The sequence below is a fragment of the Pandoraea sp. XY-2 genome (assembly GCF_004193915.1).
In the GTDB taxonomy this organism is placed as follows: domain Bacteria; phylum Pseudomonadota; class Gammaproteobacteria; order Burkholderiales; family Burkholderiaceae; genus Pandoraea; species Pandoraea cepalis.
Map to the genome: position 1 here is coordinate 4,071,324 of NZ_CP030849.1, position 19,233 is coordinate 4,090,556.

A 19,233-nucleotide genomic window follows, 5' to 3' on the forward strand; every position below is an offset into this window, starting at 1 on the left:
CCTGATGCGCGCGACTCACTGGACGTTAGGAAAGTTGACATGAATTTCAGGTCCTTGCAGTGTTTCGTCATTCTTGCCGAGGAGCTGAACTTCAGCCGCGCGGCGGAGCGCTTGCATATCGCGCAACCCGCACTGAGTCAGCAGATACGACTGCTGGAAGAGCGGCTTGGCACGCAACTCGTCGACCGCGCAAGGCGGCCGCTTCGACTCACCGAAGCGGGCCACTATCTCTGCACCGAGGCACGCCAGATTCTCGGCTCATGGGAGCAGGCGAGCCTCGGTGCTCAGGAAATTGGCGTAGGACGACGTGGCTGGCTGTCCATCGGCTTCACGCGATCTGCGATGTACAGCATCCTGCCGCCCGCGCTGAAGGCATTCCATCGGGCTTACCCACAGATCGAACTGAAGCTCTTCGAGATGTTGACCGACGAGCAGGCCGATGCGTTGCGCGACATGCGCATTCACGTCGGCATCGGACGTCAACCGCTCGACATCCCCGGCTGCGTGACGCATCCGCTGCTGCGTGAACACATCGTGGCAGTGCTTTCACCGGATCATCCGCTGGCAGGGAAGAAGAAGGTTTGCATTTCCGATCTCGAAGACACACCGCTCATCCTTTATCCGAAGCACCAGAACGCGCAGTTCAAGCGCACTGTGCAGTCCTTGTATCGCGACGCGGGCGTGACGCCATTCGTCGCTCATCAAGCTTACGAAATCCAGACCGCCATCGCGCTCGTCGCGGCGGGACTGGGCGTGACGTTTGTCGGTGAGTCCGTGGCGCGGCATGGCCGCAAGGACGTCGTTTTCCGCCATCTCGCGAACCCAGGCGCGTCGCAATGGTCAACGCTGGCTGCAACATTCCGCGCTGACGATGACTCAGCGCATCTGCGCGCCTTCCTCGGCTGCCTTCCCGCGCCACTCAAGGACACACACTATAAAAAGAAGCTTATAGAAACATAAGCAACGCGTCTTGGACGCCGAACACCGCGCTTCTTATCATCGGTTTTCGTGATCCGAACCGGCTCGCCATGTTAGGCGCGGCACGGGTTCGGGCACGCTGACGGCAAAGGCCGTTTGTAACGCAGGGCCACAGAGCCCTCGCGATCCGACATAAAGAACGTGGAGACGGCATGACCCCATTCAACGAAGCGGCAACCATGCGAAAGGTGTACGGGCGGCTCATGCCTATGCTCTTCGCGATGATGTTCTTCAACTACCTCGATCGCATCAACATCGGCTTCGCGGCGCTCGACATGAACAAGGCGCTCGGCTTTTCGCCCGCCGTGTTCGGCTTCGCAGGCAGCATTTTCTTCGTCGGCTACATGCTCCTGGAGGTGCCGAGCAACCTGCTGTTGCATCGCGTGGGCGCGCGCCGCTGGATCGCGCGCATCTTGCTCACATGGGGTGCGGTGGCGGCCGCAACGGCCTTCGTCTTCGATGACAAGAGCTTCTACGCGTTGCGCTTTTTGCTCGGCGTGATGGAAGCGGGCTTCCTGCCCGGCGTGGCGGTGTACCTGACCAAATGGTTTCCGTTGCGCTATCGGGCCCGCGCGGTGGGCGGCTACATCATAGCGGGATCGTTTTCCGCGGTGCTGGGCGGCCCAATCTCCACCGCGCTGATGACCTATGCCAATGGCGTTCTCGGCCTGCAAGGATGGCAGTGGATGTTCATCCTCGAAGGCATTCCGGCGATGCTGCTGGGCCTTGTCACCCTTCGCATCATGACCGAGCGCCCGGCCGACGCCGACTGGCTCGCCGATGACGAGAAGCAATGGCTCGAAACGACGCTGGCGGCCGAACGCGAAACAGTCGGTGGCAACGCACATTTCCCGCTGCTGCGCGTAGCGAGCGACATTCGCGTATGGAGCCTTGCCTGCCTGTTCGGCTGCGCCTTGGTCGGCATTTACGGTCTCTTTCTTTGGCTGCCTCAGATCGTCAAGAGTCTTGGCCATCTGAGCAACATCGAGGTCGGCTTTCTCTCGGCCGTGCCGCCACTGCTGGGCGTGCTGGGCACGTTCATCATCAGTCGCAGTTCGGATCGCACAGGCGACCGCAAAAAACATCTGGCCTTCGTCTATGGCATGAGTGCCATCGCCATCGCCGGCAGTGCTTATGCGCCGAATCCCGTCATCGCCTACGTACTGCTGTGCATAACGGGCCTTTTCATCTACGCCGGCAATCCGCTGTTCTGGAGCCTCGCATCCTCGTTCAGGACCGGCGCGGCGGGCGCGGCGACGATCGCGCTCATCAACACGATCGCGCAGTTCGGCGGGCTGGTTGGACCGTGGAGCATCGGCCTCGTGCGCAGCGCGACGGGCAACTTCAAGTTCGCGCTGCTGACGATCGCGGCGTTCCTCGTCATGGCGACAGTCATCGCGCTCGTGATGCGAGTGAAGCCGGCCGACGACGAAGACGCTTCGCTGTCCACGGCGAAATCCGCCGCCCGCACCTGAATCCCGCACACAACGCTACGGAAGTCACGCATGATCATTGATTGTCACGGTCACTATACGACCTCGCCCCCGCAACACGAAACATGGCGCGCGCAGCAGATCGCCGCGCTGAAAGACGGCGTTGCGCCCCCTCCTCGCCCCAACATTTCCGACGACGAAATTCGCGAGAGCATCGAACGCGGTCAATTGCGCATCCAGCGCGAGCGCGGCACGGATCTTACGATCTTCTCCCCGCGCGCGGCCAGCATGGGCCACCACCTGGCTTCAGCGCAAGCCAACGCGGTCTGGTCGGCGGCGTGCAACGATCTCGTACATCGCGTGTGCGAGCTTTTCCCGCGCAACTTCGTCGGCGTCTGCCAGCTGCCTCAGGCGCCGGACGTAGCACCGGACAACTGCATTGCCGAGTTGCGGCGATGCGTGGAGGACTTCGGCTTTATCGGTTGCAATCTGAATCCCGATCCGTCAGGTGGACACTGGTCCGGGCCGCCGTTGAGCCACCGCTCGTGGTACCCGCTCTACGAAGCACTGGTTGACCTCGACGTGCCGGCGATGATTCACGTTTCATCGTCGTGCAATCCCAACTTCCATGCAACCGGCGCCCATTACATCAACGGCGACACTTCGGCGTTCATGCAGTTGCTGAGCGCCGACCTGTTTGCCGATTTCCCGACGCTCAAGTTCATCATTCCGCACGGCGGCGGCGCGGTGCCGTATCACTGGGGACGTTATCGCGGGCTCGCTCAGGAGATGAATCGGCCGCTGCTCACCGAGCACCTGCTGAACAATGTCTTCTTCGATACATGCGTCTACCACCAGCCGGGCGCCGAACTGCTCGCCAAGGTTATTCCGGTGAAGAACATTCTGTTCGCCTCTGAGACGATCGGCGCGGTGCAGGGGATCGATCCGGAAACCGGCCATTACTTCGACGACACGCGTCGATATATCGATGCCATCGAATGGCTCAGCGACGCAGACCGCCGGCGCATTTTCGAAGGCAACGCGCGTGCCGTGTACGGGCGCCTATCCGCACAGCTTGAGCGACAACGATCAACCGAAGGAGCAACGACATGAATATGGCCGGATGGCGCGAATATGAATCGGCGGCCCAGACGAGCCCCTCGACGCTCGTCGCCTTGCGCGAACTCGCTGTATCGCTATTGAGCGACAACATGGCCCGCGTGAGCGGCACGACCCGCCTGCGCCCGTTTCATCGACCGAAGCCGATGGCTGGCACGGCGGTTACCGTGCGCACGCGCGGTGGCGATAATCTCGCGATCCATCGCGCGTTTGACTATTGCCGGCCTGGCGACGTGCTCGTGATCGACGGCGCCGGGGAACTCACACAGGCGCTGATGGGCGACATCATGGCGAGCTTCGCGGAAAGCCTTGGCGTGCAAGGTCTCGTGATCGACGGCGCGATCCGCGATGTCGGCGCTCTGCGCCAGCGCGATTTCCCGGTTTACGCGCGCGGCGTGACGCATCGTGGCCCATACAAGAACGGACCGGGCGAGATCAACGTGCCCGTGACCGTCGGCGGAATGGTGGTACATCCGGGCGACATCGTCGTCGGCGACGAGGACGGCGTACTCGCGATCGCGCCTGCGGATGTTGAAGCCGTCATCGAGGGCGCTCGCAAGCAGGCGGCCAAGGAGGCAGCGGCGCTGAAATCGATCGCGCAAGGTTGCTTCGACCGCTCGTGGGTCGCTGGCCAGCGTGACCGAATGATGAACGGCTGACAGCTTGCCGAACCCAGGCGAACGCGCGCATGATGGCGCGTTCGCCGCCTCATCGACACGACAATACCCACCATGCCCGCCCCTCTGGACACCGCCGCCCTGATCGATCTTGCACGACGCGCGCAAGCCAAGACTCCCGGTCCGTGTGCGTGCACGAAAACGCCGCTCGACGGCTGGCAATCCCAGCCGGTTTCCCTCGACGAAACGCTATTGCGGGAGATCGGCACCTTGCTCGCGGAAGACGCTCCGGAACCGACCGTTGCCGAATACCTGCCGGGCAAGTCGACGTACTGGGCGGACGATGCGCCGATCGCCCCGCGCTACTTCCCATACAACCGCTGCAGCGTGTGGGAATGCACGTCGTGCGCTCGGCTGTATCTGCGCTACACGGAAGGCGGTGGTTATTTCGTCGATCGACGGATTCGCGCAGTGCGTCTGGCCTTGATCGAAGACGTCCCGCTATAGGCAGCGCTGGCGCGCAGCAGCCGACCCCGTTGGCATCATCGAACGCCGTCGGTCAACGCGTGAACCGATGCGTCCGCGCGGCGCCACTGACCTGATTCCGGGCAGACCTCTACCCTGTCGCCATGGCGCCGCACTTGCTCGTCATTCACCGTCGTCGGGCCCGATGGGTCGACGTCGAAGGCGACGTGGAGGGCGCGTGCGACATCGGGATCCTCGATCGGAAATTCCCAGGTCAGGAATACCTGCGTGCCATCTTGATCTACGGGGAAGTCGTCGGCATCGAAGGCGTGGCGGCCGCGTTGAATCACCCCGTGCGGCTGGCAGGTGTCGAATATCAGCACCGTCCCACGGGTCAAAGGAATGCGAAGGTCCAATCTGGGGAAATGAACGTCCTGCCCCTTGTCTTCGCTCAGGAACAAATTGCAGAAGGCCGCACCGCCGTACTGTTCTCCGTCGTGGTGATACCTCGCACCACGGCAGGCCATAAGCGCGACGTCCTTCGACGCGAGCGACCCGGGCAAGCCAAGCGTGTTCGTCCAATCGGACGCGGCCTGCACAAAGTGCGAGTAGTTCGGCCAGCGCGCACGCGCGCGCGCCAGCGGCATCACATCGACATCCCCGGCGCCCAGCGTCATGCGCAACGATAACTCCCGCGTCCAATCGGCGAGCAGGCGCGTTGGCAGCTCAGGTACGTCGACAGTGCCCGACAGCACAACGTCGCTCACACCCCGGCTGCGGATGGCATCACCACTCCAAAAGTACGAAGTGAGGTGGTTTGGGGTGTGAGGTTGCGGAGCGTTTCGGCGCATCGTCAAGGTAATGAAGAAAAGGACCGGAATGCGCCGCGCACCGGACGGCCGCTTCCACAACATGCATGGCGCGATCCCGAGGTGTCGCTGCATGTTGCCCCGACTTCGGACTGACCCCGCCGGCTAGTGTCGATGCCGGTGATGGATGTCGGGAAAATGCGCATGCGAATGCGTGATGGGTAGATGTGCGTGCGCGTGCGTGTGCGGCGCATCGCCGGCATAAGGAAAGTCGTGTTCGTGCTGATGATGTTCGTCATGGCGGTGACGATGCGTATGCTCGAGCCGCTCGTGCGTATGCGCATGTTCGTGCCGCTCACGCACATGCAGCCAGATACCGACCGCCATGAGTCCGGCAGCCAACGAAAAAGTCAGATCAGGCCATGCGGGCCAGATGATCAGAGAAAGTATGACGCCGAACAGCGGCGCCACCGAAAAGTAAGCCCCGGTACGCGCGGTCCCGAGATTGCGCAGCGCGACCACGAACAGCACGAGACTGATTCCGTAACCGGCAAGCCCTGTCGCCATGGCCGCGGCCACTGTCCCTGGCGACGGCAGCGAAGCACCCGCCGCGAACGCAATGCCAAGATTCACCGGACCGGCCGCCACTCCTTTCAGACATGCGATCACCATCGCGTCGTTTGCCGAGACCTTGCGCGTGAGGTTGTTGTCGATCGCCCAGCACGTACACGCACCGACGATCAACAGCGCGCCCACCGGCAAACCCACCCCGCCAGGGTGCCATGAGAGAAGCACGCCGCCCGCGACGATCGCCACCATGCCGAGCAAAACCTGGAGGTCCACGTTTTCCCGGAAAACCACCCAGGCAATGACGGCCGTCAGCACGCCCTCGAGGTTCAACAGCAGCGAACTCGTTGCCGCCGGGGTGCTCGACAGCCCGAGCATCAGCAACGCGGGGCCCGCGACACCCCCCATCGCAATCGCGCCGATCAGCCACGGCAGCTCGCCCCGCTGGATGTGATGGTCCCTGCGGGCATGACGCCCACGCCCGCTCCACGCCCGCCACGCGATCCCGACGCCCAGCCCCAGGCCGCTCCCCAGATAAAACAGCCCGGCCAGCATGAATGGACTGACGGCGCCGAGCATCGCTTTGGCGAGTGGTGTCGCGGCGCCAAAAAGCGCCGCGGCAGCCAAAGCGGTGAATACCGCGCTGTATCGGGATTTCACGGTCGTCAAACCTCGCATCATCTATTGGGGGAAGTGTACTGGCCCCCAGCCGGCTCGGCGGACAAAACCTGGCCAATCACACGAAAAGTAAACTTGTAGAATATGCTACGTTAACGTAATGTCATCTACATGACACAAATTTCCACCTGGTCGCTGCTAGTGCTGTCACTGCCGACGGAAAATGCCACCGCGCGCATGCGGTACTGGCGCGCATTGAAAGCCCGGGGCTGTGCCGTTCTGCGAGACGGCGTTTATCTGCTGCCCTACAACGCCGAGCGTGAAGGCATGCTGCGCGAGCTTGCCGAATCCATCGGCGACAGCGGCGGCACCGCGCATCTGCTGCGCACCCCAAGCCTCGACGCGGCGCAGGAGGCGTACTTTCGCGGGCTGTTCGACCGCTCCGACGACTACGACAACGTCGTCCAATCGCTCGCCGAGGCGCGCAAGGCGATGTCTGCGCAGTCGCCTGCCGAGTTGGCCCGGTTGCAGCGGCGGCTGCAAAAGGACTATGAGAGCGTTGCCGCAATCGATTACTTTCCCACCGAGGCGGCCGCCCGCGCGGCAGCCGCGTGGGGGACTTCGTCTCTCATATCGAGACGGTCCTGTCGCCGGGCGAGCCGCATGCGGCCCACCAGCCCATCGCCCCCTCAAGCGCGAGGACTATCAGCGGCGAATCTGGGCGACACGTCGTCGCCTGTGGGTAGACCGGGTAGCGAGCGCATGGCTGATTGGTCGGTTTATCGATCTCGAGGCTCGGTTTGTGTGGCTCGAGTCGCCCAAGGCGTGTCCCGCAGACGCGCTCGGCTTCGATTTCGATGGAGCCGCCTTCACGCACGTCGACGAGCGGGTGACTTTCGAGGTTTTGCTCGCGACGTTCGGTCTCGATCACGACGCGGCGCTGCTGCGCCTTGGGCAACTGGTTCACGCCCTGGATGTCGGCGGCGAGTCCGTGCCGGAGGCCAGCGGCTTCGAAGCCGTGTTGGCCGGCACGCGCGAGGGCGCGCCCGACGATGATCAGTTGCTCGACGCGATGATGCCGGTTCTCGACGCGCTCTATGCGCACTTTGCCGCCAGCACGAAGCACAAGGAAAGCAGGAGACGCTCATGAGCACGACAACCGCCTCCGCACCAGGCTATACGCTGGGTCAGATGGTGCTTTACATGCTGCGGCTTGGCACCTTCGGTTTCGGCGGTCCCGTGGCACTGGTCGGGTACATGCATCGCGATCTTGTCGATGGGCGCGGCTGGATTACCGACGCGGACTACCGCGAGGGCTTGGCACTGGCGCAGATGATGCCCGGCCCGCTCGCCGCGCAGCTCGGCATCTATCTTGGCTACGTCCACTATCGTGTGGTCGGCGCGACGCTCGCTGGCATCGCCTTCGTCCTGCCGTCGTTTGCGATGGTGGTTCTGCTCGGATGGGCTTACGCGCACTTTGGCGGTCTGCCCTGGATGCAGGCGGTCTTCTACGGCGTCGGTGCGGCCGTCGTCGGCATCATTGCCATGAGCGCGTACAAGCTCACCACAAAGACGGTGGGCAGACACCGGCTCCTACTCGCGATCTACCTGACGCTGGCGGCCGTCACGGTGGTCACCGAATCGGAGATCGCGTGGCTTTTCATTGCGGGAGGTGTCATCAACTGGCTGGTTAAGGCACCGCCCAAATGGCTGGGCAAAGGCGGCATCAACGCAGTCGCGTTGGCGCAGTTGCCGCCGGCAAGCGGCGTAATCAGCGGTCTCGATTGGCCACTGCTTGGCCAACTCGGTCTGTTCTTCACAAAGGCCGGCGCCTTCGTGTTCGGCTCGGGGCTCGCTATCGTGCCGTTTCTATATGGCGGGGTGGTCACCGAGCACCACTGGCTCAACGACAAGCAGTTCGTCGACGCGGTCGCGGTGGCGATGATCACGCCGGGCCCCGTTGTCATTACCGTCGGCTTTATCGGGTATCTCGTGGCCGGATTGACGGGGGCGTGCGTTGCCGCGCTCGGCACATTTCTCCCCTGCTACCTCTTTACCATTCTGCCGGCGCCGTACTTCAAGAAATATGGCAAGCTGCCCGCGATCCGGGCCTTCGTCGACGGCATCACCGCGGCGGCCGTGGGCGCGATCACGGGGTCGGTCATTGTCATCGCGCGCCGCTCGATCGTCGACTGGCCCACGCTGCTGATAGCGGTCGTGACCATCGCCTTGTTATGGCGCTTCAAACGTCTGCAGGAGCCGGTGGTTGTCGTGGCGGCTGCGATCATTGGCGTGCTGATTTATCCGCTCATCCGCTCGCACGGTGTCTGAACGCCCCCCGCAGCCGTGCCCGCGCTGCGGGGGATTCCCCATCGGAAATTACGCCAAGTCGAACCGATCGGCGTTCATGACCTTCGTCCAGGCGGCGACGAAGTCCTGCACAAACTTCTCGTTGTTGTCGTCCTGTGCGTAGACCTCCGCATAGGCCCGCAGCACCGAGTTCGAGCCGAAGACCAGATCGACACGCGTGGCCGTCCATTTCACGTCGCCGGACTTGCGATCGCGGATTTCGTACAAATTGTTGTCCGCGGGCTTCCAGATGTTCGCCATGTCGGTCAGATTGACGAAGAAATCATTCGTCAATACGCCAACGCGGTTCGTAAGCACGCCATGCCGGGTGCCCGCGTGGTTGGTGCCCAGTACGCGCATGCCGCCCATCAAGGCCGTCATTTCGCACGCCGTCAGCCGCATCAACTGGGCTCGATCGAGCAGCAGTTCCTCCGGGCTCACCACATATGCCTGCTTCAGCCAATTGCGGAAACCATCCGCCACAGGCTCCAGGACGTCGAACGACGCCACATCGGTTTGCGCTTGCGTGGCATCGCCACGCCCCGGTGCAAAAGGCACGGTGACATGAGCCCCTGCCGCCTTGGCCGCCTGCTCCACACCGACGTTACCGGCCAGCACGATCACATCGGCCACGCTCGCGCCCGTCTCGGCCGCGATCTTCTCCAGCACGGCCAGCACGTTGGCCAGACGCACCGGCTCGTTGCCTTCCCAATCCTTCTGCGGTGCCAGACGGATGCGTGCGCCGTTGGCACCGCCGCGCTTGTCGGAACCTCGGAAGGTGCGCGCGCTGTCCCACGCCGTCGCCACCATATCGGCGATGCCGAGGCCGCTGGCGACGATTTTTGCCTTCACCGCAGCCACGTCGTAGTCCTTGCGGCCCGCGGGAACCGGGTCTTGCCAGATCAAGTCCTCCTTCGGTACATCCGGGCCGAGGTAGCGGGACTTCGGGCCCATGTCGCGGTGCGTCAGCTTGAACCACGCGCGGGCGAAGACTTCCGAGAAATACGCTTGATCCTGGTGGAACCGTTCCGAGATTTTCCGGTATGCCGGATCCATCTTCATGGCCATGTCGGCGTCGGTCATGATCGGCTTGTGGCGGATCGACGGATCTTCGACATCCACGGGCATGGCGTCTTCCTTGATGTCGACCGGCTCCCACTGCCAGGCGCCGGCGGGCGACTTCTGCAACGCCCACTCATGGCCGAGCAGCATATCGAAATAGCCGCCGTCCCACGTCGTCGGGTGCGTGGTCCAGGCCCCTTCGATGCCACTGGTGACCGTGTCGCGCCCCACACCACGGCTGACCGCGTTGATCCAGCCCAGCCCCTGCGCGTCGACATCCGCACCCTCCGGCGCCGGGCCGAGATTGGCGGCGTTGCCATTGCCATGCGTCTTGCCAACGGTGTGGCCCCCTGCGGTCAGGGCGACCGTTTCCTCGTCGTTCATCGCCATGCGCGCGAAGGTCTCGCGCACGTCACGGGCGGTCTTCAGCGGATCGGGCTTGCCATCGACGCCCTCCGGGTTCACATAGATCAACCCCATCATGACTGCCGCCAGCGGGTTTTCCAGATCACGTTCGCCGGAGTAGCGGCTGTTCGGGTTGTCGGTGGGCGCGAGCCACGCCTTTTCGGATCCCCAATAGATATCCTTTTCCGGGTGCCAGATATCTTCACGTCCGAAGCCGAAGCCGAAGGTCTTCAACCCCATCGATTCGTAAGCCAGCGTGCCGGCGAGAATGATCAGGTCCGCCCAACTCAGCTTGTTGCCGTACTTCTTCTTGATCGGCCACAGCAGACGGCGGGCTTTGTCGAGATTGGCATTGTCCGGCCAGGAATTTAGCGGCGCGAATCGCTGGTTGCCCGTGCCGCCGCCGCCTCGCCCGTCGGCGATGCGATAGGTGCCCGCCGAGTGCCAGGCCATGCGGATCATCAGGCCGCCGTAGTGCCCCCAGTCCGCCGGCCACCAGTCCTGACTGTCGGTCATCAGGGCCTTGAGATCCTTTTTGAGCGCATCGACGTCGAGCGTCTTGACGGCGTCCCGATAGTGGAACGATGCCCCCATCGGGTTGGTCTTGCTGTCGTGCTGATGCAGGATGTCGAGGTTCAGCGCCTTGGGCCACCAATCCATGTTGGACATCCCCGCCGACGTGGCGCTGCCATGCATCACCGGGCACTTGCCAGAAGCACTCGCGCTTTTGCTTTCCATTTCTCGCTCCATACGTTGCATGAAATCAGACGATCGGATCTGCATCCGGGCGCAGATACCCAAAAGTACCAGATTCGGCGAAGGTCGGCGCGGCAGCGGTTCCGGGCGCTGCGCGAAGGCGTCATGCAACACGTGGGACCGTGACGTAAGACATCTCAACGGGTGAAGCAAAGCAGTACTCGCTGACGTGCGTTTGAAATACGACTTCCACCCGATCGGCGTTCGGGTTCGATAATGTCCGTTCATTGCCGACGATGAGCGGGGAAGCGCACCGACCGCACGCGAACGTCACTTGTTCCGTATGAACATTGAAACCCATAGTCATCTTTTGATAAGATGAACGACACGTAATCGTTCAATGCACCCCATGCGACCGCCCGGTCGGCGCAAGCCGGGACGCCAGCCGGCGAGAACAGATGCGCATCGCGCTTTGCCGCGAATGGCGCAACGTATGGCGAGGCGCGTCGATGGGCATCTGTCATGGAGCGCCGTCTCACTTATGCAGTTTAAAGGCGGGTCTCGTCCATGCATGACGAAAACGACAGTGAAGTCCTCGAAGTCCACCTAGGCACGCAGAGCCCATACTGGCGCCTGGGCTTTGACAGCAACGCACTCGAGCTCTGCGCGGTTCGCGGCTTGACGAACATCGGCATCGCACTCGATGCCGCGCAGGCTGCCACGATTCGCAGCCTCACTGGCGTCACTTCGTCCTTCGAACTTGAGATCGCCCTGTTCGGCCATCCGTTGCGCCTGCACATGGTTGGCAAGAAGGTCGATGCAACCACCTGGGCCGGCACCGCGTCCGCATACTCGGACACTCGCTCTGTCGCACGCGACCTCGCGCACGGTCTCGCCTTTGCCGAACAGGTCGTCTCCGAAGTCAATTCGCTCGTCGTGGTCCTCAACCGTCACGGCATCCTCCAGCGCTTCAATCGCCTCGCAGAAGAGGTGCTGGGCAAACGCGAGGAAGACGTCATCGGCAGGAGCGCCTTCGAACTGTTCATGACCGAAGAGCAAGGCCGGAAGTCGAGCACGAACATCACGGGCTTCTTCGAAAACGACAAGCCATTCGCTGTCGAGCGCTACATCAATACGGTCAACGGCCCGCGCCTGTATCAGTTTCGCAATAAGTTCGTGCAGAGCGGCAGCGGGCTCGACGAGCGGTTTCTGATCTGCTCGGGCGTCGACATCACCGAGGAGCGCAACGCGCAGCAGCGCCTGACCGAGCTTGCGAATACCGACGTGCTGACCGGGCTGCCGAACCGGCATGCCGTCACCGAGATGATCCGCGCCGCCCTCGCCGGCGGACCGGACGAGACGCCGCGGCAGGTCGGCATCCTGTTTCTCGATCTCGACAACTTCAAGCATGTGAACGATCACTATGGACATGTGACCGGCGACCGTCTATTGACCCAAGTGTCCGCGATCGTCAGGAACTGCCTGCCCGAATGTGCGACGCTCGCGCGTCTCGGTGGCGATGAATTCCTGGTGCTGTTCGAGCACGCAACGCTCGACATGCTCGAAGACACCGCGAAGACGATCATCGACCGGTTCGAGACGTCGGTTCGCCTGGACGTGATGGAGGTCTACACCAGTTGCTCGATCGGCATCACGCTGCATCCGCAGCATGGCGACACCATGGAAACGCTGATCCGCAACGCAGATACGGCAATGTACGTTGCGAAGGAAGCTGGAAAGCGGACGTATCGGGTGTTCACGCAGGAGATGAACCAGAAGGTCGCGAAAGCAATGTGGCTCGATACCAATCTTCGCAAGGCGCTCGAGGAAAAGCAGTTCGTATTGCACTATCAGCCGCTCGTCGACATCGCGACGGGGGATATCCAAAGTGTCGAGGCCTTGATCCGCTGGCAATCGCCGGAGCGCGGGCTGGTCGGGCCCGTTGAATTCATTCGCCATGCCGAGGAGTTCGGCCTGATCGGATCGCTCGGACGCTGGGTGATGGAAGCGGCAGCGAAGCAGGCCGTTCAGTGGCAAGCGAAGGGCCTGAACATGCGCATATCGATCAATGTGTCCGCGCGTCAATTGGCCGACCTGAATGTCGCCAATCACTTCGGCGAGATCTGCGACAGCGTCGGTTTGAAACCAGGCCTGCTCGACGTAGAGTTGACCGAGAGCTGCTTCATCGAGGACGAGGGCCGCGTGCGCAGTCTGATGGAGCAGTTCCGAAAGCTCGGCGCACGGATTTACCTCGACGATTTCGGCACCGGCTATTCGTCACTTGCGCAGCTCGCGCGGCTGCCGTTCGATGTGATCAAGCTCGACCGCAGTTTCGTGACCAGCGTCGACAGCGACACGAATGCCCAGGCGCTCGTGTCGTCAGTATTCACGTTGGCCAAGGCGTTGGGGTTTTCGGTCGTGGCGGAAGGGGTCGAGACCGACGCTCAAGCGGCATTCCTGCGGCAAGCCGGGATCGAACGCGCGCAAGGCTATCTCTACGCGAAACCGATGCCCGCACACGATCTCGAGGCGTGGATCAACGAAAAAAGAAAGCTCAGGCTTATCGCCTGAGCTTTCCCGATTCGCTACCTCACCTTACCGCCGCCGTGCCTCACGATACCGTGCGGAGCTTGGAAACGCGGCGGTTCTGCATCATCACCAGACGCTCCATATAGGCGAGGTCCTTCGTCTCGATCGTAAACGTCGAGCGCACCCAGTCTTCGGTAATGTCCATCAGCTCCGAGCGATCCAGGGGCAGCACGCGTTGGCGTGCGCGGATCAGCGCGCGAATCCCATTCAGCTTCGGCCGGATCACGTCGATAAACGTGCGTGTCGCGAGGAACGCGTCGCCGGGCTCGAATAGCTGGTCGACAAGCCCCTTTTCCGTGAACCACTCGGCCACGTGCGACTCTCCGGTGCTGATCAGTTCCTCCGCCACGCGCATGCCGGCTCGGCGTGCGACGAGCGAATATCCGCCCATGCCCGGGAACAGATTGAACGCGATCTCCGGAAAACCGAGCTTCACGCCTTTCTGCGCAAGGACGAAGTGATGCGCGAGCGCCGCCTCGAGTCCGCCGCCGAGCGCGCTGCCCTCGACCATCGCGATCGAGATCGCGCCGGTGCCGTAGCCGTTGTACATCTCCCAGATGCAATCGATGCACGACCGCGCATACGCCATCAGCATGTCACGCTTTCCGGATCGGATCGCATCGACAAAGAAGCTAAGGTCGCCGCCAACGTTGAAAAGCTCGGGCACCAGCGATCCCGTGACCCAAAAATCGATGCGCAGCCCGGATTCCCGCGCCGTACGGGCAAGGTGCATGATCTCGGTGAGAAGCCCCTGATTGAAGCACGGGCGGGGGCGGCACGGAGCATCATCCACATGATGTTTCGGCCTTCCTCATAAAATGCGGCCATTTGCGACATGTCCCCGGCTTCGTAGAAAGGCCTGCATGACGGGTGGTTTTGGAGTTGCATGTTTTTTCCTGTGTAGCTGTGGTTTGCGGTTGAATGCCGTCGCGACAAGCCATTCGGAAACGTTGCCGAAGTGGCCGCACGGCACCGCTATTCTTGCGCGCGCACAACTATCAGAAATGCGGATTCTTTAAATTTTCGATACCTAAAAAAGTCAGCCCACGTTGCGCAGGCTCGACCGGCAGCGATCGAAACCGGGACACTCCCCGGACGGTCGGCTTGAGCACCCCCACGCATGACGCCCGCCCCACGCGACCGGATCAGGTCAACGCCCCCAACCTGCCGCTCAGGCCAATGCTTTGCGCGCCTGTGACCTGCCGCTCGGATAGCCGCCGACAGGCGTCTCATGGTCGGCATCGCCTGCGCGTACCGCTGCATTCGATTGGCGGTCAGCACCATATTTATGCCCGGATAATATTGACAATAATTTTATCCGGGTATAAATTGCAATCCTCACTCTCTGGCGGGATACCATGACACCTTCGACGCTTCCCTCCCACATCGCCTTCGTGGGTCAACGACGCATTGCCTCCGGCACGCTTGCTGCCGTCGCACTTTCGGTAAAGCGTGCCGTGGAAAAAGCGCCTCGGACGCCGGTGCTGATCTTCGACAACGCGACTGGGCGCTCGATCGACATCGACACGCGCGGCACTGACGACGAAGTCACCGCGCGCTTCACGCAGGCGGTATCCGACGCGCCACCCGGCAACGACACCGACGGCGCGGCACCGCAGAGCGAAGCACGTGGCCGAGGGCGTCCGAAGCTCGGTGTCGTCGCGCGTGAGGTCACGCTGTTGCCTCGCCACTGGGATTGGCTCGCGACGCAGCCAGGCGGTGCATCGGTCGCGCTGCGAAAGCTGGTTGAAGACGCACGTCGCGCCAACGCCCAACGTGACGATCGCCGCGCCTCACAAGAGCGCGCCTACCACTTCATGTCGGCGCTGGCCGGCGATCTGCCCGGCTTCGAGGAAGCGACGCGAGCGTTGTTCGCAGACGATCGTGCGTGTTTTGGGGAACGGGTCGCCGGCTGGCCGGCTGATGTGCGCGATCATGCATTCTCGCTGGGCTTTGGCGACGCATCGTGAGCGACGTTGGTTGCACAGATGGCACGGATGAATTTCACGCCGCTGAATACCGGCGCCATTGCACCGCTTACGCGCGGCCGCGACGTCGTCACATTGCGGGTGACGCAATGATGGGCGGGGAACGATAAGCTGGGTGTCGTGCCGCGACGGTAGGCCACGACGACAGACGATGGAGGGTTACGGTGCTGCGCGTCTCGACATGCGGCGCGGTCGCGCTCCATGCACATGATGCCGCGTCCGAGCCGGACGCCACCGTGCGTTTGCCCACGCGAATCAATGGATGCCCGCGAGTGGCTGACCGAGGACGCGTGCGGAAACGTCTAACTCGGCTCACGTTTTCAGCAAGACGAATGCATGACTGGTGCCGGGGACCGGACTTGAACCGGTAAGCCCGAAGGCGGCGGATTTTAAGTCCGCTATGTTTACCAATTTCATCACCCCGGCAAGGGCACGCATTCTAACATTCCCACCGAGATACGTCAGTTGGGTATCATAGGGTCACGCACGCACTCGCTGCGCGCTAACGGAGATCGCCCCATGCTGGAGAATCTCGACCGTATCGCCCTGTCGCTCGACGCCATCGAAGCCGCCGCTCACGACCTCGCCCTGCAATCCCCCAGAACGCACAAGCGCTGTACACCGCGCTCATGGAAATTCGCAACGCCATCGCGCTCGTTGCCCAGGAGGTCGTGCGTATCGAGCACGAACTCCGCAGCGCCACCGGCAACGGGCAATCGTGACCTTGCAAACATGGCCTTGCCCCCCTGACTCACGTCAGGCACGTTAGGCTTGTTGGGTACGACGGGCTCGCAACCGGTCTACAATAGGCAGCACGTTTCACAACACGGCGCGTCCCCCCATGGCCCTCCCCTGTTGTACGTCGCAAGCCGAGGCGCCCTCCGGCACCTCCGCCAGTCTCCCCCGCCCGCGCACCGAGCGCGACGGCACTACGGGTCTCGTAGCGACCATGCCGGCATCGCTGCACGCGCGTTATGACGCCGTGCGCGCCGCCTCGGTCGCCTTTGCCCAAGGCCTGTCCGACGCCGACGCCACCGTGCAGTCGATGCCCGACGCCAGCCCCGTCAAGTGGCATCTCGCGCACACCACGTGGTTCTTCGAGACCTTCCTGCTGAGCGAGTCCGGCGCCCTGTCGGGCAGCCGCTACCACTCCTACGATCCGCGCTTCGCCTATCTCTTCAATTCATATTACGAGGCCGCCGGTCCGCGCCATCCGCGCCCACAACGAGGCTTGCTCTCCCGCCCCACGCTCGATGACGTGCTGCGCTATCGCCGCCATGTCGACGCCGCCATGCACGAGCGCCTGCTGCATGCCGATCTCCCGCCCGACATTCATGCACTCGTCACCCTCGGCCTGCATCACGAGGAACAGCATCAGGAGTTGATGCACACCGACTTGCTGCATCTGTTCGCGCAAAATCCGTTGCGTCCCGTGCATCGCCAGCCGGCCTGCGCCGGCGACATCGCCGGGCCGCTGCAATGGATCGCGCACAGTGGCGGGCAGCATCGCGTCGGGCACGAGAGCGAATCGAGCGGACCCTTTGCGTTCGACTGCGAAACGCCGGCCCACGACATCCTGCTCCGCCCTTTCGCGATCGCCTCGCGCGTGGTGACAAACGGGGAGTGGCGCGCGTTCATCGACGACGGCGGCTATCGCACGGCGGGACTCTGGCTGTCCGACGGCTGGGCGACGGTGCAACGCGAGGGGTGGGGACATCCGCTGTACTGGGAGTTGCACAACGGCGAATGGCAGTCGATGACGCTCGCCGGCATGCAACCGATCGACGACGACGCGCCCGTGCGGCACGTGAGCTATTTCGAAGCCGACGCCTTCGCGCGATGGGCCGGCAAGCGTCTGCCGACCGAATACGAGTGGGAGGTCGCGGCCACCGTGTCGCCCGCGTCGCAACCCGCCATGGCGCAACGCTTCGGCCCGGTATGGCAATGGACGGCCAGCCCTTACGTCGCCTATCCGGGATTCCGACCGGCGGCAGGGGCCGTCGGCGAATACAACGGCAAATTCATGTGCGGACAATTCGTGCTGCGCGGCGGCTCGCTCGCCACGCCGCCGGGACATGCCCGCGCCACGTATCGCAACTTCTTTTACCCGCATCAGCGCTGGCAGTTCTGCGGCCTGAGGCTCGCGGAGGATCGTTGATGTCGCAAGCCCCCCAAGCCACGCCGTTCGTTTGTCCGTCGTTGCCGGAAAATGCGTTCGCGGCGGACGTGCTCGCCGGTCTCGGCCACACGCCCAAGTCGCTGCCCAGCATCTGGCTTTACGACCGGCTCGGCAGCGAACTATTCGAAGCGATCACCGGCCTCGACGAGTATTACCAGACACGCACCGAAACGGCGCTGCTCGGCGAATGCGCCGCCGCGATTGCCGACGTCATCGGCCCGGACGCCGTCGTCGTCGAATTCGGTAGCGGCTCAAGTCGCAAGACGCCGCTGCTGCTCGACGCGCTGGTCACGCCGCGCGCCTATGTGCCCGTCGACATTGCCGACGACTTCCTCGACGACGCCGTCGCCACGCTGGCCCGCCGCTGCCCGGGCATTCCCATGTTGCCGGTGCGCGCCGACTTCACCCGGCCGTTTCGCCTGCCGCCGCAGTTGCCGACCACGCAAGGGCCGCGCCTGGGCTTCTTTCCCGGCTCGACGATCGGCAATTTCGCGCCCGGACAGGCCGCCGCCTTTCTTGCCCACGTCGGCAAGATGCTCGGGCCGCGCCGCCGGATGGTCGTCGGCGTGGATGCCTGCAAGGACCCCGCCGTGCTGCTGCCCGCCTACGACGACGCGCGCGGCGTCACCGCGCAGTTCGATCTGAACTTGCTCACGCGCATCAACCGCGAACTCGACGGCGACCTGCCGCTCGACGCCTTCCGTCACGAAGCCCGCTTCAACGCCGCCGCCAGCCGGATCGAAATGCATCTCGTCGCCCAGCGCCCTTTCCGCGCGAGCGTGCTGGGCCATCGCTTCGACTTCATGACAGGCGAGTCCATTCACACCGAGAACTCGTACAAATACGGTCAGACGGAGTTCCGTGCCCTGGCAAGCTCCGCGGGGTGGGATGTCGAGCGCGTCTGGCTCGATGCCCGCGCGCGCTTCGCCGTCTATCTGCTGCGGCCCGCAGCGGGAAGCTGAGCCGCGCACGACGCCGCGCAAAAAATCCAACCCTTATCGCTAAAGTTTTGACGTCACCATGCCGTTGATGCATGCAGACGCCTGCTGTCCGCCATGCGAAATGTGAATTTCCTGGGGAGACGGTGGAGACGCGGGGATCGCCAGCCAGGATCAGGCTAGCATTGCCGCCATGAACGCCATGGGATCCGACACGCCGGGACGTCCGCCTGTGTCCCCTCAAGGGCCATCTTCACAGCGCGCGGCCATGACCGCGGCGCACCGTTGACACGTATCGCTGCACATGACTTCACGCGCAATGGGGATGCACGTGGCACGAGCTTCGGCAGTAGCACCCGCGGCTCGCGGCACTGGCACAGACACTCGACTGGCTAACGCGCACTCGTTCGCGCGTCGGCTT

13 protein-coding genes, 1 tRNA gene and 2 pseudogenes are annotated in these 19,233 nt (G+C 63.1%); 11 read left to right on the forward strand and 5 right to left on the reverse strand.

Annotated elements, in window-relative coordinates; all coding sequences use genetic code 11:
* The first annotated feature begins 39 nt into the window (after positions 1-39).
* The 5 genes from DRB87_RS18305 to DRB87_RS18325 all read left to right on the forward strand — a co-directional run bounded on the left by DRB87_RS18305 (position 40) and on the right by DRB87_RS18325 (position 4,654).
* The gene (locus DRB87_RS18305) at positions 40-960 is read left to right on the forward strand and encodes a LysR family transcriptional regulator (RefSeq protein WP_130026911.1); all 921 of its coding nucleotides are present in this window, start codon (positions 40-42) and stop codon (positions 958-960) included.
* A gap of 170 nt (positions 961-1,130) precedes the next feature.
* Complete coding sequence (locus DRB87_RS18310; protein ID WP_130026912.1) at positions 1,131-2,453, forward strand: MFS transporter; 1,323 nt, start codon at positions 1,131-1,133, stop codon at positions 2,451-2,453.
* A gap of 30 nt (positions 2,454-2,483) precedes the next feature.
* On the forward strand, positions 2,484-3,524 hold the full coding sequence (locus DRB87_RS18315) for an amidohydrolase family protein (RefSeq protein WP_130026913.1): 1,041 nt from the start codon (positions 2,484-2,486) through the stop codon (positions 3,522-3,524).
* The gene (locus DRB87_RS18320) at positions 3,521-4,189 is read left to right on the forward strand and encodes an RraA family protein (RefSeq protein ID WP_130026914.1); all 669 of its coding nucleotides are present in this window, start codon (positions 3,521-3,523) and stop codon (positions 4,187-4,189) included. Before DRB87_RS18315 ends, DRB87_RS18320 begins: the two co-directional genes overlap by 4 nt.
* A gap of 72 nt (positions 4,190-4,261) precedes the next feature.
* Positions 4,262-4,654: a hypothetical protein gene (locus DRB87_RS18325; protein ID WP_130026915.1), complete on the forward strand. Its 393-nt coding sequence runs from the start codon at positions 4,262-4,264 to the stop codon at positions 4,652-4,654.
* A gap of 35 nt (positions 4,655-4,689) precedes the next feature.
* On the opposite strand, the gene DRB87_RS18330 is transcribed toward DRB87_RS18325, so the two are convergent.
* The gene (locus DRB87_RS18330; protein ID WP_130027954.1) at positions 4,690-5,463 is read right to left on the reverse strand and encodes a hypothetical protein; all 774 of its coding nucleotides are present in this window, start codon (positions 5,461-5,463) and stop codon (positions 4,690-4,692) included.
* 123 nt (positions 5,464-5,586) lie between these two features.
* A complete protein-coding gene (locus tag DRB87_RS18335; protein WP_130026916.1) occupies positions 5,587-6,648 on the reverse strand; it encodes a DMT family transporter in 1,062 nt (353 codons plus the stop codon).
* A gap of 129 nt (positions 6,649-6,777) precedes the next feature.
* On the opposite strand from DRB87_RS18335, the pseudogene DRB87_RS18340 reads away from it, so the two are divergent.
* Together DRB87_RS18340 and DRB87_RS18345 are read left to right on the forward strand one after the other, a co-directional pair.
* Positions 6,778-7,756 (forward strand): annotated as a pseudogene (locus DRB87_RS18340) (chromate resistance protein ChrB domain-containing protein).
* On the forward strand, positions 7,753-8,937 hold the full coding sequence (locus DRB87_RS18345; protein ID WP_130026917.1) for a chromate transporter: 1,185 nt from the start codon (positions 7,753-7,755) through the stop codon (positions 8,935-8,937). Before DRB87_RS18340 ends, DRB87_RS18345 begins: the two are co-directional and overlap by 4 nt.
* Positions 8,938-8,985: 48 nt before the next feature.
* On the opposite strand, the gene katG is transcribed toward DRB87_RS18345, so the two are convergent.
* On the reverse strand, positions 8,986-11,160 hold the full coding sequence (gene katG / locus DRB87_RS18350; protein ID WP_130026918.1) for a catalase/peroxidase HPI: 2,175 nt from the start codon (positions 11,158-11,160) through the stop codon (positions 8,986-8,988).
* 525 nt (positions 11,161-11,685) lie between these two features.
* Between katG and pdeR the strand changes: the two genes are divergently transcribed.
* A complete protein-coding gene (gene pdeR, locus DRB87_RS18355; RefSeq protein WP_130026919.1) occupies positions 11,686-13,689 on the forward strand; it encodes a cyclic di-GMP phosphodiesterase in 2,004 nt (667 codons plus the stop codon).
* Positions 13,690-13,729: 40 nt separating this feature from the next.
* Here pdeR and DRB87_RS18360 read toward each other — a convergent pair.
* A pseudogene (locus tag DRB87_RS18360) lies at positions 13,730-14,595 on the reverse strand (crotonase/enoyl-CoA hydratase family protein).
* A 470-nt stretch (positions 14,596-15,065) separates the two neighbouring features.
* Here DRB87_RS18360 and DRB87_RS18365 point away from each other — a divergent pair.
* Positions 15,066-15,677, forward strand: a complete 612-nt coding sequence (locus DRB87_RS18365; protein ID WP_130026920.1) for a DUF2239 family protein — start codon at positions 15,066-15,068, stop codon at positions 15,675-15,677.
* A 359-nt stretch (positions 15,678-16,036) separates the two neighbouring features.
* Here the strand turns inward: DRB87_RS18365 and DRB87_RS18370 are convergent.
* A tRNA-Leu gene (locus DRB87_RS18370) sits at positions 16,037-16,121 on the reverse strand.
* Positions 16,122-16,644: 523 nt separating this feature from the next.
* Between DRB87_RS18370 and egtB the strand changes: the two genes are divergently transcribed.
* Together egtB and egtD are read left to right on the forward strand one after the other, a co-directional pair.
* Positions 16,645-17,853 (forward strand): ergothioneine biosynthesis protein EgtB, encoded by a 1,209-nt coding sequence (gene egtB, locus DRB87_RS18375; RefSeq protein ID WP_130027955.1) that lies wholly within the window; start codon positions 16,645-16,647, stop codon positions 17,851-17,853.
* Positions 17,853-18,836, forward strand: a complete 984-nt coding sequence (egtD, locus tag DRB87_RS18380; RefSeq protein ID WP_130026921.1) for an L-histidine N(alpha)-methyltransferase — start codon at positions 17,853-17,855, stop codon at positions 18,834-18,836. Before egtB ends, egtD begins: the two co-directional genes overlap by 1 nt.
* Positions 18,837-19,233 lie beyond the last annotated feature (397 nt).

Excerpts from the sequence above, each read along its gene's own strand:
- DRB87_RS18305 (WP_130026911.1), top strand. The coding sequence starts at position 40 with ATGAATTTCAGGTCCTTGCAGTGTTTCGTCATTCTTGCCGAGGAGCTG.
- DRB87_RS18310 (WP_130026912.1), top strand. The coding sequence starts at position 1,131 with ATGACCCCATTCAACGAAGCGGCAACCATGCGAAAGGTGTACGGGCGG.
- DRB87_RS18315 (WP_130026913.1), top strand. The coding sequence starts at position 2,484 with ATGATCATTGATTGTCACGGTCACTATACGACCTCGCCCCCGCAACAC.
- DRB87_RS18320 (WP_130026914.1), top strand. The coding sequence starts at position 3,521 with ATGAATATGGCCGGATGGCGCGAATATGAATCGGCGGCCCAGACGAGC.
- DRB87_RS18325 (WP_130026915.1), top strand. The coding sequence starts at position 4,262 with ATGCCCGCCCCTCTGGACACCGCCGCCCTGATCGATCTTGCACGACGC.
- DRB87_RS18330 (WP_130027954.1), bottom strand. The coding sequence starts at position 5,463 with ATGCGCCGAAACGCTCCGCAACCTCACACCCCAAACCACCTCACTTCG.
- DRB87_RS18345 (WP_130026917.1), top strand. The coding sequence starts at position 7,753 with ATGAGCACGACAACCGCCTCCGCACCAGGCTATACGCTGGGTCAGATG.
- katG (WP_130026918.1), bottom strand. The coding sequence starts at position 11,160 with ATGGAAAGCAAAAGCGCGAGTGCTTCTGGCAAGTGCCCGGTGATGCAT.
- pdeR (WP_130026919.1), top strand. The coding sequence starts at position 11,686 with ATGCATGACGAAAACGACAGTGAAGTCCTCGAAGTCCACCTAGGCACG.
- DRB87_RS18365 (WP_130026920.1), top strand. The coding sequence starts at position 15,066 with ATGACACCTTCGACGCTTCCCTCCCACATCGCCTTCGTGGGTCAACGA.
- egtB (WP_130027955.1), top strand. The coding sequence starts at position 16,645 with ATGCCGGCATCGCTGCACGCGCGTTATGACGCCGTGCGCGCCGCCTCG.
- egtD (WP_130026921.1), top strand. The coding sequence starts at position 17,853 with ATGTCGCAAGCCCCCCAAGCCACGCCGTTCGTTTGTCCGTCGTTGCCG.